Origin of the sequence: Pseudomonas putida (assembly GCF_028682175.1) — a bacterium.
Classification (GTDB): Bacteria; Pseudomonadota; Gammaproteobacteria; order Pseudomonadales; family Pseudomonadaceae; genus Aquipseudomonas; species Aquipseudomonas putida_AD.
This window is the reverse complement of sequence record NZ_JANHKS010000023.1, coordinates 21780-35417: the sequence shown is the minus strand read 5'-3', so window position 1 is coordinate 35417 and position 13638 is coordinate 21780. Positions and strand designations below refer to the sequence as shown.

Sequence of the window (13638 nt, the reverse complement as noted above, 5' to 3'; positions counted from 1 at the left end):
AATGGATAGGGTTGGGAGGGGTTACTTGGCGGCAGGGTGGGAGGCGTTCCACTGCTCGAAGGCTTCTTGCGTGCTGGTGGCCGTGATCTTCTCGTCGCAGGTGTGACAGAAGGCCTTGCCCTGGCATGCGCCTACATCGCGGTGACCCTGCTTGCACGGGTTCATATGCCAGTCCTCTTCGGCGAGTGTCGCATCGAGTTCTGGATATTCCGGCCGGGCTGGCGGGTAGGCGTCTGCTGTCATCGCCTGGTCAATGGCCGCGCGCAGGTTCTCGTTGTAGTTCTCGCCGATCACCCGCGCATGCGGCCTATCCATCCAGTGCCCGATGATCTCGACGCTGGTGCTGTGGTCGCCGGTGTCTGCAATCGGGGTGCTGTGATGGCGCACGTCCCAATAGTTCGCCTCGAGGGAATCGAGCCGCGCCTTGTCCTGCTCCAAATCGTCTATGCGCTGATCCGCAACGTTCAGGCGCTGCTGGAGGGCAGCGTTCTCGGCCTGGAGCTTGTGAAACCGTGACCTTAAAACGTCCGCACGATGCCGTCCAAGCTCGCCGGCTTCAAAACCCTGCAGAAGGGACTCGGTCTTTTCATGCCAGTCCATGTAGGAGGTTCTGTACTGCTGAAGCTGCGCATTCTCGATCTGCACGCGGGAGATGAGAGCTAAAAGCAATGCACCCTGTTCGTACATGGCTTGCTGATAACCGAACCCGTAGCTTTCAAACTCGTGGTTTTGGCCGAAATCGTCGTACGATTTGCAAGACATCGCTTCAACTGTCTCTGAACCGCTCTCGTTCGAGAACTCGCCAAGGCTGTGAGCGCGCAGCAAGTCAGAAACGCTTTCGACCTCCACAGCATCAGGCGTCACAGGCGCGTCAACTATAGCCCGCAGCTCAGTCTCCACGGCAAACCTGCCCGGCGCGAGAACGGCCAATGTTTTCAAGGCGGATTCCAGCAGTACTGCTGGGACCACTCGATATTCCTGACTCATAACCCCTCCTGCGGATACGTGCCCACATCGCCCTGGTCGGCGGCGTTGGCGAAATAAATGGTCATTCCCAAAGCGCACGCCAGATTCTTTTCAATCGTCGCGCCCTTCGAATTTTCCCACCCCGGCAGCAGGTAAACGGCTCCGCAAAGACCGAGGCGTGTCAGGTCGTAGGCCATGTAATCCGCCCATTCCAGGCCATCAGCAAGCGAGTGCTCGGCGGGGTTCTCGACGATCCAGCCCTTTGCCCTCAGCATTGCCGCCGCCGCGTTGAAGGCCGGGAAGTTGTAGTCAGCGATACCCGTCATCGGTCCCGCGACGTAAATTCGGCCTGAGCGCGCTGCTGAGGTCGGAACGGGGCAGCCGAAATCCGCCTGGCTGGAATCGTTCACTGCGGGCTGGGCAAATACTGGGCGCTCGAAACGGCCAGTCGGTTTCCGCATGATCAGCATGCAGTCGGCAACACCGGCCTCAAGGTTGCGGGCATCCTCGCGATTTACGTAGCCCATTGGTTGCGGCTGGCGTTTCACTTTTTCATTTGGCATGGCGATATCCCTGTAACCGATTCAGGTTACTTTTCGAGATGTAACCTAAATAGGTTACTTAGGGTTGATCAGGCGGCGGGCGGTTGGCTTTGGGCGGCGCGCCATAGATCTGTGGCGCGGGCGAGGGCCGCGCTTGAGATGGGGGGTCATGATGGTTGACTCTCCTGTGGAATAATCGCGATCAGCCGTGTTGGCATGAAGGAGCTATGGGTATGGGGAAGAAGTTAGAGTTATGGGGAATTGCAGGGACGTTTACTTACCTGCTAGTAATCGCTGTCACGGTTGCGCTGAGGCTTACCGAATTCAAAGAGTTGAAACTCAATGAGCTGGGAGATTTCTTGGCAGGCGTCTTTGGCCCAGTCGCTTTTTTTTGGCTTGTTTTGGGATTCATTCAGCAAGGCCAGGAGCTTCGTCTTAGCTCAGATGCGCTGCGAATGCAGGCGGAGGAATTGAAGGCCTCGGTTGAGCAGCAAACTGCATTGGTTGATGCGCAGAAGTCTGCACTAGAGAACCACGAACGCTCGTTGGAGCCTCTACTGCAGGTTCACCATACTGGAAGCATTAATCTGAATGGTGAGCTCCACGACACATTCAACATTCTTAACCATGGTCCATTTTGTCGGAACGTCGTTGCCGACTTCATTGGCAGAGACATGGCATTGCCCGGTATGCAAGTTTCGGCGTTGGCAACAGGTGGTTCGCAGCGATTTAGGTCTTCAGGCGCCCTGCCTTACGACCAGCCATGGAAACTTCAGCTCACATACGAGAAAGCAAATGGGCAGATAAGCTCTCAATCTTTCGGAATGATTAAGCGTGTAGTTGAGGGCGTAGATTTCTACATGGTCTTTGAGGACAAGGCGTTCATCGAAGCCATTGCTCTATAGCTGCGACCATCAAGCCACCTGCGCATGCAGATTCAGCGCGAAGTACACGCGGGGGCAGGCCCTTAGCGTCCGGACGTACGCAGTGGCCACCTGTTAGGTCTTCATCGGTGAAGTGTTTGAGCGTTTCCGTTACGGTCGGCCGTCTTGAACTGACGGCGCCGGCTATCGCGCACCATCTCGATGCAGTCGCCGACCAGAATCTGTTGCTGCTGGCTCATGTGTCGACTCCATGCGAGTGGGTAATGGCCTACGCTTACCTCTCCACAGGAAGGGAGAAGGTCATGAGCGAATACAGAGAGAAAGCGCTTGAGATAGCGCTGCGATACGTCCTGGTGGAAGCGCGCAGCCAGGGAGTTGATATCGATGCTCTGACCGAGGCGGTGTCGGCGAGGCTGGCTGCTGACCAGGTTCGTGCTGAGCATGCAGCCGCAGCCGTTATCGCGATTGAAGTGGCTGCGGATGGGCTGCATTACCCTGCTTGAAATCTCAACCACTCTCGCTAGAGTGGTTGCGTACCTGACAGGCTGGTATGGGGGGCATCAATTGAAATGCTACGTGTGTGACCAACCAGCTCAGCTTTGTGAAGTGAGCCACGAATTAAAAGGGGTCAACTGTGACCGCTGCGGCTCATACTTGGTGGCCATTGCGCTTCTCGCGGAAAGGGCCATAAACAAGCTTTCATTCGACGTAGACAGAACGCGAAAGTGGCTTGCTGACTGTAGGGCCGCGGGCGATCGACTGCCCACGATATTGAGCACCAATGCTTATTGGCGCGATAGTCCGTGGAGGCCGATAGAGCTAGCTGAAACTCCTGCGGCTGTCATTGCTATTGAGGTGGCGGCTGATGCGGTGGTGTGATCAGCCGGCCTTGGTTTCAGCCTGCTGGGCAACAATCGCCTTGGCAGCGTGATTGATCAGGTACAGCCGATTGATCAGACTTTCGCGCGGCTTGTCGACTCTGATCTCCCAATAATCGCAGCCCAGCCCAAGCTCGTCGTAATTGCTGCTCATGAAAGAGAATGCTTCCTCGGTGCTGCCGATACAGGTGGCCTCTTCCAGGCGATCATTCAAGCCGTCCCAGAAGTCATGCCCGTCCTCTCCGTAGCTGATCGAGTCATGCTTTGCCTCGACGAACTCGCAAAGCTCATCCCAGCGACCAGCTTCCCCCGGTCCGACGTCGTTACGCATCCATTCGGGCAGCGCTTCGTACTCTTCGTCGCTACGGGTGCTTTCGCAGATCTGACTGCACAAGCCATGCACCAGCGCCGCACGGAAGGCGTCTTCATCAAACTCACGCTCGCGACAGTGTCCTTCGAGTTTTGAGTGGATGTAGTAGCCGATATCTTTACCGGCCAGGAACTCAATTCCGTAGGAGAGGCCGACGCTGAATGTCAGTCCGTCAATGTCGCCGACACTCGCGATGCCAAAGCGAGTTATAAGAATGTCGAATGCATAGGCGGTGCTGCCTGGTGCCTTGCAGCGCCACGCTTTCAACTGATCTGTGTCAGCCAGCACCGTGTATTCGTGGTCCTTCAAGCATTCCGCCGCGCGCTCACGACGCTTGGCTTCTTCGGCGTTTCGCTGTGCGATCCATTCTTGGTGACGTTGTTCTGCGTTCATGGCAAAGCTCTATGCATGTGGGATGGTGGCAATTTGTATAGGGATGGGGTATCAAGTTGAGTTGGAAAGGTCGTCGATCAACGAGGATTTTGCGATGCCCGATGAACGTAATACTCAAAGGCCTACAGCGATAAGAATTAGCGGCGCCGTAGATGGCGTCAGAATCAGGGATAACGCATTCACCGGAAACATGGATGCCCTTCATCTGGAGCAGGTAGACGGTAAGGGGCCCTCCAATATCGACTTTGAGTCGAACCTGGTCAGCTTGAGCCCGCATCCATTAGTGCCCAGCGAAAAGTCTAAAATCAGCTGGATCAAGGACCTGGCCCTTCCTGTTACCGCTGGATTGATAGTCACTGCCGTGGGATAAATTTTTGACTGGTTTGGTCTGGCAAGCTAAGCGTCGTAGTCTGGATCGGCTTCTGCCATTCCTTTTTTGCGTAACTGACGCGCTAGTTTTGGCGTGATAACAAAAGCTTTTGCGTCAGGCTTTCGCAGGCGCCGTACCTGCTCTTCGTGCGGCATTGCCAGGAACGACAGCGCCAGGTCCTGCCACAGTTCCTGCACTTGGCTGTAGCCGTGCTCCTTCATCGAGGTTTCCATGCCCGACCGCGTGCCGGCCGGCGCTTCGATCTTCAGGGTCTCGATTCCCATCTTCGCCTTGATCTCGTTCTGCCGCGCTCGGTAATCCGCCGAGTGCCTGGCAGCTGCTGACTTTTCCATCTGGTGCCTCTTTGATCTGGTGCGCCGGCAGTTCCAGCCAGGGTTGCCGGCGGCGCTGGTGCACGCGCTTATTGATTCGACGCATCGCTGGCGCTGGCCTTCTTCTTGCGGGTGCGGCTGGTGGTGCCGAACATAGGGACGTCGGCGCCGACACCGGCCGGGATCTGCTGGATACGCTGCCCGGTGGCCAGGTAATGGTCGATCTGGGCGCTGAGTTCGGCGATGGCCTGCTTGTGCGGGTCTGGCTGCGGGACGAAGTTCACGACTGATGCCCCATGAAAACGAAGCCCAGGGTGATCAGGCAGAAGACCACGGTCCAGCGCAGGGTGAATCGGGCAACGGTGCCGACGGTGACCTGCGCGGCCTGGGTGAACTCGGAGACGTCTTCGAAGCTCTGGGCTGCCCGGCAGGCGCTGTTGTGACCAGCGACCTCGGCGCGCTCGACGCCGGTCTGGCGATCAAGCACGCCGAACAGGTTGTTCTGATGGGGCACCACCACGAAGCGCGGCTTCGCGTTGAATTCAGCGGTGGCTGCCTGGGTGCGCTGACGCAGCACATCGAGGATGGCGCGCTGCTGTTGAATGGTCTGATTCATGTCCTTTCCTCTGTGGGTTGCGTGTATTCGTCAGCACTCTGGCCGCCGGCTGTTTGCCGTTGGGCGCCGGGAAGAGTGCTGGCGGGTAAACGCCAGGTGAAAAAAAGCCCAGTCGAAACCGGGCTTTGTTCTGTTGCTGGCTCAACGACGCCTCCGTACGTTGGCCGTTACCCCGGAGCCGTGTGGGGCGGTAGTCCGGGCTCGCTGGTGTGCTACATGGCTGCAAATCCTCCGTGTGAGAGTGAACCATCCGGGAAAACGGGATGGTTGGAGACAGGGGGCCAGCCGGGGCTGGTGTGTGCTCATCCGCGCGGTTCTGCGAGTTGTAAGGTTCTGCCTTGCATCTGAGCGCATTGGAGAGTGATCGAAGCACCAGGTCGCTACGCCTGCTTGTTTCCCGCCGGGTTTTTGGTATTGGCCGTCTTGCTTCACCGGCTCAGGACATTCACGGGGCTTTGCGATCCTACCGGTGCAGCCCGCTCGGGCACGCTTCGCTCACTCTCCGATGCGCCCTGGTCTGCGTTTAAGCGTTCCAAGGAGGTCGGGAAGGTCTCCAACCTTCAGACGGGGTCTCTGATTATTTAGATTGCCGTAGGCCCGTGAAGCGGCAATTTCGTTGAGGCTTTCGCCATCCCACTGCGCACTCTGTGAATGCGCAGGAGGATGGTTCAGTCTTCGTCTTCAGCGTCGAGCATCTTCTCGATGTCGGCCGCGGCGGGCTTTTTCCAGTTTTTGATCTGGCCCGTTTCCAGGTCGATATCCAGTTCCACGTAGTCGCCGTAGTGATCGCCGGGAAAGAAGCCGGGCACATAGCCCTCGTAACTTCCGACCTCGTCGCCTTGGGCGTCGACCAGGCCAGCTGTGAAGCGATCACTGACCTTGAGGTGCAACTTGAGCAGGGTGACGTCGACCTGCACTGTTTTTTTCTGGTTGATTTGCATGCTGCTGACTCCGGTTGATTTCCCGTCAGCCCCTCGTGAGAAGGGCTGCCAGTGAAATCTGTTCGCGCTCTGCCGCCGATGGCTTTGCGCGCTTGGCTGTTCGGCCTTGAGCTTCCCTGTTCACGTCGCCTATCTCGACTTCGGCGGCATGGTCTTGGGGATCTGTGTTCGCTACACGACAGTCAACTGCAGCTCGGCGGCCCGGTGGGGTGGGCAGTCCGTCGTGGGTTGCCGGTCCGTGTGCCGGCTGGTCTGGCTACTTCATTGCCTGGTTCCTCCTATGGTGTTTGGTCCTCTCCACGCGCATCGCCGGATTCATATCTCTGCCCAGGTCACACATTTCGTGAACGGTGTTCTTCCCAGGTGGCTTGCATGGTTTGGCGTTCTCGCGATGTGGCGAGTCCGGCAGCTATCCAGAGGCTGCGTGGGCGACGATTTAGCTTGTTCCGACCCAATGGGTACGTCGCGGTGGTCACGTCAGGTTTTGAAAGAGCGGCGGGGCGCCGCCCCTTCGCCGTGTTGTCATTGGCGATGGAGTAAATATGAACTATCGGTTCAAATTGAGTCAAGTACCAAAAGTACATATTTTGTTCTGATCGTTTGAGTCGCGGTCAAATTTGGGATTTACGAGGAACCAAAGGTTCGTTATTCTCGGCACCGCTTGCTGGATGTATATACAGTGTTTTGGAAGGAGGCGTGTATGGCTGTCCACGGAAAAGTAAAACCCCCACAGCCCAGCGGAATGAGCGGAATGGAGCGGTTATCGCTCCGCGTGTCGTCGATGATTAACCACCCGATTGCGCAGGAAAGGCGCGAGGTCAGAATTCACCGTCTGGATACAGACGGGGAGAGGGAGTGGAACGAAATTGTGAGTGCGATTTCGGAAGCGGACGGGATCGAGCTGACGCACAATCATGACGATGCGTCGATAACTCTGCGGTGGGAGCCTTCAGAGGATGATGAACCGCCAGCCCAGGCTACTGACCCCTTCGACGCCGAAGAGGCAGCACCTTTCTGACGGGCACAAAAAAGCCCGCTGAGGTGGCGGGCTTTTCAGGCGTGGTCAGAATCAGACCAGGTTTCCATTCCATACGAACAGCACACGTGCTTGGATGTAGGTTTCTTCGATTCGGATATCCTCGGTCTTGTGTTTACGGTTGTCCGAGATCATCTTGAATTTATCTTTACCCTTCATCTGCAGGCGCTTTATGTATTGGAATCCTCCATACGAGAAGTAGTAGATTCCATCACCAATGAATTCCTTGATGCTGATATCCACCAGGCAAGGGTCTCCATGCTTGATGGTCGGAGTCATCGACTGCCCCCACCCGGTTATCACCTTCAAGTGATAGTGCTCTTTGAACTCGACCCCCATTGAGCGAAGCTGCGAAGGGCTGACGCGAACGTCCTGAAGCATCTCGGGAAAGTCATGTGCTACCTCGCCTCCGCCAAGCGCTCCGCGCACATCGTAGTGGGCAATCCACACCTCATCGCCGACCTTTCCCGGCCTGTAGGCATCGTTCACCAGCACTTCGACAGCGCCTTCAGGCTCTTCACCCTCAGCGACTGCCAGCAGTCTTTGCAGGCGGTCTTCACCCAAAGACTTTCCGGCCAACATCTCCCGGATCTTATCGGCAGCTGAGGTTGACTTCGATTGCAGTACGTTCTGGTCGCCTGCATCTGTAAAAGGGCCTGGCCCATCCCCAGATGCGTGTTGAAGCCACTCGATTTTTACACCCAAGAACGACGCAATCGCCTGCATCTTTGCGGGCCCAGGCAACGACTCGCCATTAAGCCATTTGCTGGCTGCTTTCGGCGTGACCTTGGCAATTTCTGCAAGGCGCGCGCCCGCGCCCCATTGATCAATCCCCTTTGCGGTGAGTGATTGCTTGAGGCGGGTGGAGAATGCGGTGCGTATCTCTTCGATCTGAACCATAGGTTCAATATCGCACGCCCTTGCATGTACTTTCAGTTCCGACATAATATGTACTGTAAGTTCATATTTGACTGGAGGCCACATGAGCCCGCTCAGGAAATCGATCGATGACGCCGGCGGCGTTCTGGTGGTTGCCCAAGCATGCGAGAAAACGCCGCGCGCCGTTTACAAATGGCTTACCGCTGATTGCCTTCCACGCACGGAATACACAGGTGAAACACGGTACGCAGAGAGAATCGCCGCCCTTGCGTCCGCCAATGGAAAGCCCTTCGAACCTTCTTGGCTTCTCTCTGAGGCTCATCCGAAAAAATCTGCTGCTTAAACATTTCATCACCCGCAAGGAGCAAGACCAAATGCCAGAAGATCCACGCCCCAACCGTAAGCACATCAATCAGATAAAGGTCCGACTCGATGACGAGTTCGAGGATCTCCTGACCTGCGCCGCGAAGATTCACGGCACCAGCAAATCAGCCCTCGCCCGCGAAGTTCTCAAATCCTGGCTGGGTGATGTTGTTGCCGATTCTAAGTCTGGCAGCCGGGTTGCCTAAAGCATTTCAGTAGGGCCCGCGTAGGTACCCGAGAGGTACCCGAGAGCGACCCGCAGAAAGAGGAGGGCCTATGCCTGAGCAAGAGCAGGGCATGGATCTCGGAGATTTGATCGACGATGAAGATTTGCTGGTGCTGGAGGAGGAGGCGAAGCGAAGGGGCTTGACCCTAGCCGAGACCGCCAAATTTGGGATGCAGCGGAAGCTCAGAGAGCGAACCAGACCGAAATCCATGACGGGAACCATTCAAGCGTTCCGAAGAAAAGACTGAAAGCCGAATTGCAGGCAATAAAAAAGCCGGTGGCTAGACCGGCTTCTTCAACAACACTTGTGAGGTCCGATTATGCACACCACGGCCACCCAGAGCAATAGCCCCACTGATTCATCAGTTTTCCCTGCGCCTCAAAACATGGCGCGTCAGGTCATGTCTTCCCGCGAGATCGCCGACCTGACCAGCAAGCGCCACGACAACGTGAAGCGCACCATCGACACCCTGGTCAGCGACCGGGTTATCAGTTCCCCTCAAATTGAGGAATACCCCGCCAGCGTTGGCCGCCCGGGGAAACACTACCTGATCGGCAAGCGTGACAGCTTCGTGGTGGTTGCCCAGCTCAGTCCTGAGTTCACGGCCCGCTTGGTTGACCGGTGGCAGGAACTTGAAGAGCAGGCCGCGCCGCGCATCCCGGCGAATTACGCCGAGGCTCTGCAACTCGCTGCCGACCAAGCCCGCGAGAACAGCCGTCTGCTCGGAGTGATCGAGTTGCAGGCCCCCAAGGTCGCGGCCATCCGTCGCTTGGCCGCCGCCGAGGGCGCGATCTGCATCACCGACGCCGCCAAACAGCTCGGCGTCCCGCCGCACAAGCTCTTCGACTGGATGCAGGCCAACCGCTGGATTTACCGCCGTGGTGGCTCTACCCGCTGGATCGCCATGGAGCCTCGCATCAGGTCCGGCGTCCTCAAACACAAAGTGACCTCGCTCAAGCCTGACATCGAAACCGGTATCGAGCGTGTCGCGTTTCAACCCCTCGTAACCCCGAAAGGTCTGGCCGTGCTGGCCGAGAAAAACATTGGAGCCGCGCTGTGAGCGTTCAAGCAATGACCTGGGCGCTGGCGCTCCGCAAGACTGATCTCGAAAATCCGGCCGCTCGCCATGTGCTGCTGTGCCTGGCGAACTACGCCGGTAGCGACGGCCGTGGGGCGTTTCCTTCTGCGAACACATTGTCGGAAGACACGGGCCTGTCCGAGCGCACCGTACGCCTGAAATTGGATGAGCTGGAGAAAGCCGGCTTCATCGCCGAAGGTAACCAGGCAATCGCCGCAGCCTACATCGACCGTCGCGACCGCCGCCCTGTGGTGTATGACCTTCAGATGAAGCGGGGTGCAAATGCTGCACCTCGTAAGGACCGGGGTGCAGATAACGGCACGGGGTGCAGCTCAAAGCAGAACGGGGTGCAGGAAAACGCAGAACGGGGTGCAGCAGCTGCACCCAATCCGTCACTGAACCATCAAGGAACCGAAGAGCAGCTGCAGCGCGAGTTTGCTGACGAGGTTGCCGAGCAAGAGCGACAAGCCGCCGAATGCCGAGTTGATCAGCGCTTCGCCATGTTCGCCGCCTGGGTGCCACCTGCCAAATCCCTGGCCGACCAGATCGCGATTGCCGGCTTGGTCGGTGAGGGCGTTCCAGATGCGGCGGTTCGCAAGTTCAAGGGTTTTCATGTGGCCAAGCCCAACACCGTCGATACCGCCGCTGGCTGGTGCTACCGGCTGGTGCAGTGGGTGAAGCGCGAGCGTGCAGTGGCTGCGGGGCAGGGCAAGGCACCTGATTTCGATGACACCAGTTGGGGCGATGACCTGGGAGGTCTGTGATGAAATCCGTTTCGAGCATGCTGCAGCAACTGCCAAACGTGGCGCCCGCGCAGGTGGTACCCCTCAAGGCCGACGCCGGTACCGTCCAAGTCATCAACGCTCTGTTCCGTGAACTGATGGCGATCTTTCCAGCGTGGAAGCAGGCTTGGCCCGATGACGAATCGCTCAAGGCCGCCAAGGCTTCATGGACCAAGGCGTTCATGGCCGAGAAGATCCAGCGGATCGAGCAGGTCCGTTTCGGAATCGAGCAATGCCGGAAGCTCGCCACGCCGTTTGCCCCAAGCGCTGGCGAGTTCGTTGAAATGTGCCAGCCCACACCTGAAATGCTGGGCATCCCTCCGCTTGAAGTCGCCTTTCGAGAGGCCTGCAGAAATGTTCATCCAGCCATGGCAGGGCAGGCTAACTGGTCGCACGATGCGGTTTGGCACACGGCGAAAGAATGCGGTTTCGAATCGCTCAATCGCCTTGAGACCTCGCTTGCACGCAAGCTTTTCGAGCGCAACTACGTGATCACCGTGCGCCACATGGTCGCCGGTCTTCCGCTCCAAAAAATGCCCCTGGCACTCCCGGCCAAGCCCGAAGCACGCCGAACTCCAGAGATCGGCAATGGTGCGCTGGCCCAGATTCGCGCCATGCGTGCCGGCGGTCGCCATGCGTAACCCGATGCTCGCGCCGCCGGTGACTAGCAATTACCAGTTCGCCGTGTACAGCGGCGCCTACAAGATCGACCTCACCGACGAGCCTGAGCAGCCTCAGGCGCTGTTTGCTGACCGCGAAATAGCATCCAGCTATGCCCGGGCGAAGTGGCCGGCCACCCACGAAATCGTTGACCTCTGGGAGACTTACCCATGAAAACCATGATCGCGCTGGTTGCGCTGGCCCGCCGCGCCGTCACCGTGCTGGAGTGCACGTATTCCCAACAGGTGGCGCCGGTTGAATTCCAGTTCGAGGGTGCCCTGTGAGGCAGGCCAATCTGCAAGTTCTCAAGCCCAGGGCAGCCCGCGCCAAGCCCATCGACCGTGAAGGCCTGGAACAGGCGGCGCTGATGCGGGAGATCGCGCTCGCCCTGCCTGAGGTGGCAGAACTGATCTACCACGTTCCCAATGGCGGCCATCGCCACAAGGCTACGGCCGGCAGGCTGAAGGAGCAGGGCGTAAAAGCAGGGATACCGGACCTGGTCCTGCCGATGGCCCGCGGCGGGTATTTCGGCTTGTACATCGAGTTCAAGGCCACGCCCCCCAACGATGCCGCCGTCTCGACCAGCCAGCACGACTGCATCCGCCGGCTGAACGAGCAGGGTTATCTCGCCATTGTGTGCCGGGGGCACTTCGACGCCATGGAACACCTGCGGGCATACCTCCGACTTCCGAAAACCGTGGTGGCCGCATGAGCAAGACCCGCGCTGTGAAACTCTCCGATGCCGAGATTCGCCGGCAGGCCGCCGATCTGGCCGTGCACGACCTGCGTGACCCGCGGCACCCCGGCCTGTACCTGCGCTTCGGCCAGGACCGGCAGCGCGGCTCGTGGTACCTGGTGAAGGGCAAGGCGTGGAATCACATCGCTCGCTGGCCGGAGCTGGGCGCCGCTGCGGTAGTGGCCGAGCTGCCAGCACTGCGCCAGCGCCTGCTGCATGATCCTGACGCCGCAGTCGCCGTCGGCGGGCTGTCCACGTGCGGCCAGCTGTTGGACTGGTACGGCGACCGCATGAGTCGGGATCGATCCCTGTCGGCCAAGCGCAAGACGGGCGCGCTATCGGCAATCAAGTGCCACCTCAAGCCTCGTCTTGAGCCTGTGCCAATCCGCAGCCTGACCGCCGCCGTGCTCGACAAGGAACTGATGTGGCCGGCGCAGCAGGTGTTGTCGCTGTCCTACGTCCGGCAGCTGTTCGGCCTGCTGGTAGTCGCGTTCCGCCAGGCGCAGAAGCTGGGCCTGATCGAAGCGAATCCGATGGCGGGGATCAAGTTCGTCGATTTCACCAAGGCCCGAATCGTCCCCAAGGCCGCCCGGCTGCGCGGCGTGCATCTGGGTGAAGTGGTGCCGATGCTGGCCGACCACTTTGAGCAGCACCCAGGCGAGGCAATGCTGGCGCTGATGATGCTCTGCCATGGCACGAGGGTAGGGGAGACGCGGCAGGCGCGCTGGGCTGATATCTCGATTCCGGACGCCGAGTGGTTCATCCCCGCCGAGAACACGAAGACCCGCACCGAGCATCGGCTGCCGCTGACCGACCAGACAAAGGCCATGCTGAGCCGCTACCGGGCCGCGCAGATCGCCCAGGGCTACGATGGCATTTACCTGTTCCCGTCGCGCCGTGGCCGGGCACTGAGTGAGGGCCAGGCCAGCGCCGTGTTCACCCGCATAGGTCAGGGCGAGTGGACCAGCCATGACCTGCGCAAGGTGGCCCGCACCGCATGGACTGACCTGGGCATCGACGGCCATATCGGCGAGATGCTGCTGAACCACTCGCTGGGCAAGATCGCCAGCACCTACATCAATACCCAGGCCCGCGAGCAGCGTCTGGCCGCCCTGGTGAAGTGGCACAACTGGTTAGATGAGCGCGGCTTCAAGGCGATTCACAACCTGACAGACACCCAATATGAAGATTCGCAAAACCCTGCGCAGGCCATGTACGGCGCGGGCTGCGAGGCAGATTCAAACATTGTGAATGGCGAGGTTTTGAAACCATGAAAAAGAGTCACGGCCCCGCCTTTCGGAAGGAGTTGAAGCCGCTGATGGCTTGCGGCACCTGTCGCGGTAGCGGCGTCGTCAGCGGCGTTTTCCACCAGTTGGATTGCACCGCTTGCCACGCATCCGGCTGGGTGTGCCAGGCGACTGGTGAGGCGCTGCCACTGGAAGACCTAGTGCCGCAACTGAACATGAAGCTGCGCAACATGGCCGCCGAGTTGAACCGGGCCCGCCACCCAATCGGCGGCGCCCATGAGCAGTACGAACAGAACAACCGCCGGGGCGCTGGCGGCACGAATCACACAGGGGACTGA

Annotated in this window: 21 protein-coding genes; 13 read left to right on the top strand and 8 right to left on the bottom strand. The window is 58.8% G+C overall.

Translation table 11 applies throughout. The annotated features are described in order from the left end of the window. Positions 1-21: 21 nt before the first annotated feature. Both NPS29_RS16770 and NPS29_RS16765 read right to left on the bottom strand, forming a co-directional pair. A complete protein-coding gene (locus NPS29_RS16770) occupies positions 22-987 on the bottom strand; it encodes a hypothetical protein (RefSeq protein ID WP_274133856.1) in 966 nt (321 codons plus the stop codon). Beyond that, positions 984-1529 (bottom strand): DUF4406 domain-containing protein, encoded by a 546-nt coding sequence (locus tag NPS29_RS16765; protein ID WP_274133855.1) that lies wholly within the window; start codon positions 1527-1529, stop codon positions 984-986. The genes NPS29_RS16770 and NPS29_RS16765 overlap by 4 nt, the downstream gene beginning before the upstream one ends. 212 nt (positions 1530-1741) lie before the next feature. Between NPS29_RS16765 and NPS29_RS16760 the strand changes: the two genes are divergently transcribed. Next, positions 1742-2413, top strand: coding sequence for a hypothetical protein (locus NPS29_RS16760; protein ID WP_274133854.1), 672 nt, complete (start codon positions 1742-1744; stop codon positions 2411-2413). Between the two features lie 281 nt (positions 2414-2694). Beyond that, entirely contained in the window at positions 2695-2895 is a 201-nt protein-coding gene (locus NPS29_RS16755) for a hypothetical protein (RefSeq protein ID WP_274133853.1), read from the top strand. Positions 2896-3271: 376 nt separating this feature from the next. Here NPS29_RS16755 and NPS29_RS16750 read toward each other — a convergent pair whose 3' ends face one another. Then, positions 3272-4033, bottom strand: a complete 762-nt coding sequence (locus NPS29_RS16750) for a hypothetical protein (RefSeq protein ID WP_274133852.1) — start codon at positions 4031-4033, stop codon at positions 3272-3274. Between NPS29_RS16750 and NPS29_RS16745 the strand changes: the two genes are divergently transcribed. Continuing rightward, positions 4032-4403: a hypothetical protein gene (locus NPS29_RS16745; protein ID WP_274133851.1), complete on the top strand. Its 372-nt coding sequence runs from the start codon at positions 4032-4034 to the stop codon at positions 4401-4403. The genes NPS29_RS16750 and NPS29_RS16745 overlap by 2 nt on opposite strands. 26 nt (positions 4404-4429) lie before the next feature. Here NPS29_RS16745 and NPS29_RS16740 read toward each other — a convergent pair whose 3' ends face one another. From NPS29_RS16740 to NPS29_RS16725, 4 genes are all read right to left on the bottom strand, one after another. Continuing rightward, positions 4430-4756: a hypothetical protein gene (locus tag NPS29_RS16740; RefSeq protein WP_274133850.1), complete on the bottom strand. Its 327-nt coding sequence runs from the start codon at positions 4754-4756 to the stop codon at positions 4430-4432. A gap of 68 nt (positions 4757-4824) precedes the next feature. Then, positions 4825-5019 carry a hypothetical protein gene (locus tag NPS29_RS16735; protein ID WP_274133849.1) on the bottom strand — a complete coding sequence of 65 codons (195 nt, stop codon included), beginning with the start codon at positions 5017-5019 and terminating at the stop codon, positions 4825-4827. After that, positions 5016-5351 (bottom strand): hypothetical protein, encoded by a 336-nt coding sequence (locus NPS29_RS16730; protein WP_274133848.1) that lies wholly within the window; start codon positions 5349-5351, stop codon positions 5016-5018. The genes NPS29_RS16735 and NPS29_RS16730 overlap by 4 nt, the downstream gene beginning before the upstream one ends. A 668-nt stretch (positions 5352-6019) precedes the next feature. Then, positions 6020-6292, bottom strand: coding sequence for a hypothetical protein (locus tag NPS29_RS16725; protein WP_274133847.1), 273 nt, complete (start codon positions 6290-6292; stop codon positions 6020-6022). A 700-nt stretch (positions 6293-6992) separates the two neighbouring features. Between NPS29_RS16725 and NPS29_RS16720 the strand changes: the two genes are divergently transcribed. After that, positions 6993-7310: a DUF1654 domain-containing protein gene (locus NPS29_RS16720; protein ID WP_274133846.1), complete on the top strand. Its 318-nt coding sequence runs from the start codon at positions 6993-6995 to the stop codon at positions 7308-7310. A 51-nt stretch (positions 7311-7361) separates the two neighbouring features. Here the strand turns inward: NPS29_RS16720 and NPS29_RS16715 are convergent, their stop codons facing one another. After that, on the bottom strand, positions 7362-8228 hold the full coding sequence (locus tag NPS29_RS16715; RefSeq protein WP_274133904.1) for a LexA family transcriptional regulator: 867 nt from the start codon (positions 8226-8228) through the stop codon (positions 7362-7364). A 107-nt stretch (positions 8229-8335) separates the two neighbouring features. On the opposite strand from NPS29_RS16715, the gene NPS29_RS16710 reads away from it, so the two are divergent. The 9 genes from NPS29_RS16710 (at position 8336) to NPS29_RS16670 (ending at position 13638) form a co-directional block, all read left to right on the top strand. Then, positions 8336-8776, top strand: coding sequence for a hypothetical protein (locus NPS29_RS16710; RefSeq protein ID WP_274133845.1), 441 nt, complete (start codon positions 8336-8338; stop codon positions 8774-8776). 70 nt (positions 8777-8846) lie between these two features. Beyond that, complete coding sequence (locus NPS29_RS16705; protein WP_274133844.1) at positions 8847-9044, top strand: hypothetical protein; 198 nt, start codon at positions 8847-8849, stop codon at positions 9042-9044. A gap of 153 nt (positions 9045-9197) precedes the next feature. After that, positions 9198-9857 (top strand): phage regulatory protein/antirepressor Ant, encoded by a 660-nt coding sequence (locus tag NPS29_RS16700; RefSeq protein ID WP_274133843.1) that lies wholly within the window; start codon positions 9198-9200, stop codon positions 9855-9857. An 11-nt stretch (positions 9858-9868) separates the two neighbouring features. Further along, positions 9869-10639: a helix-turn-helix domain-containing protein gene (locus tag NPS29_RS16695; RefSeq protein WP_274133842.1), complete on the top strand. Its 771-nt coding sequence runs from the start codon at positions 9869-9871 to the stop codon at positions 10637-10639. Then, the gene (locus NPS29_RS16690) at positions 10639-11298 is read left to right on the top strand and encodes a replication protein P (RefSeq protein WP_274133841.1); all 660 of its coding nucleotides are present in this window, start codon (positions 10639-10641) and stop codon (positions 11296-11298) included. Before NPS29_RS16695 ends, NPS29_RS16690 begins: the two co-directional genes overlap by 1 nt. Further along, positions 11291-11491, top strand: a complete 201-nt coding sequence (locus NPS29_RS16685; RefSeq protein ID WP_274133840.1) for a hypothetical protein — start codon at positions 11291-11293, stop codon at positions 11489-11491. Before NPS29_RS16690 ends, NPS29_RS16685 begins: the two co-directional genes overlap by 8 nt. Before the next feature lie 106 nt (positions 11492-11597). Continuing rightward, positions 11598-12029, top strand: a complete 432-nt coding sequence (locus tag NPS29_RS16680) for a VRR-NUC domain-containing protein (protein WP_274133839.1) — start codon at positions 11598-11600, stop codon at positions 12027-12029. Then, entirely contained in the window at positions 12026-13327 is a 1302-nt protein-coding gene (locus tag NPS29_RS16675) for a tyrosine-type recombinase/integrase (protein WP_274133838.1), read from the top strand. The genes NPS29_RS16680 and NPS29_RS16675 overlap by 4 nt, the downstream gene beginning before the upstream one ends. After that, positions 13324-13638, top strand: a complete 315-nt coding sequence (locus NPS29_RS16670; RefSeq protein ID WP_274133837.1) for a hypothetical protein — start codon at positions 13324-13326, stop codon at positions 13636-13638. The genes NPS29_RS16675 and NPS29_RS16670 overlap by 4 nt, the downstream gene beginning before the upstream one ends.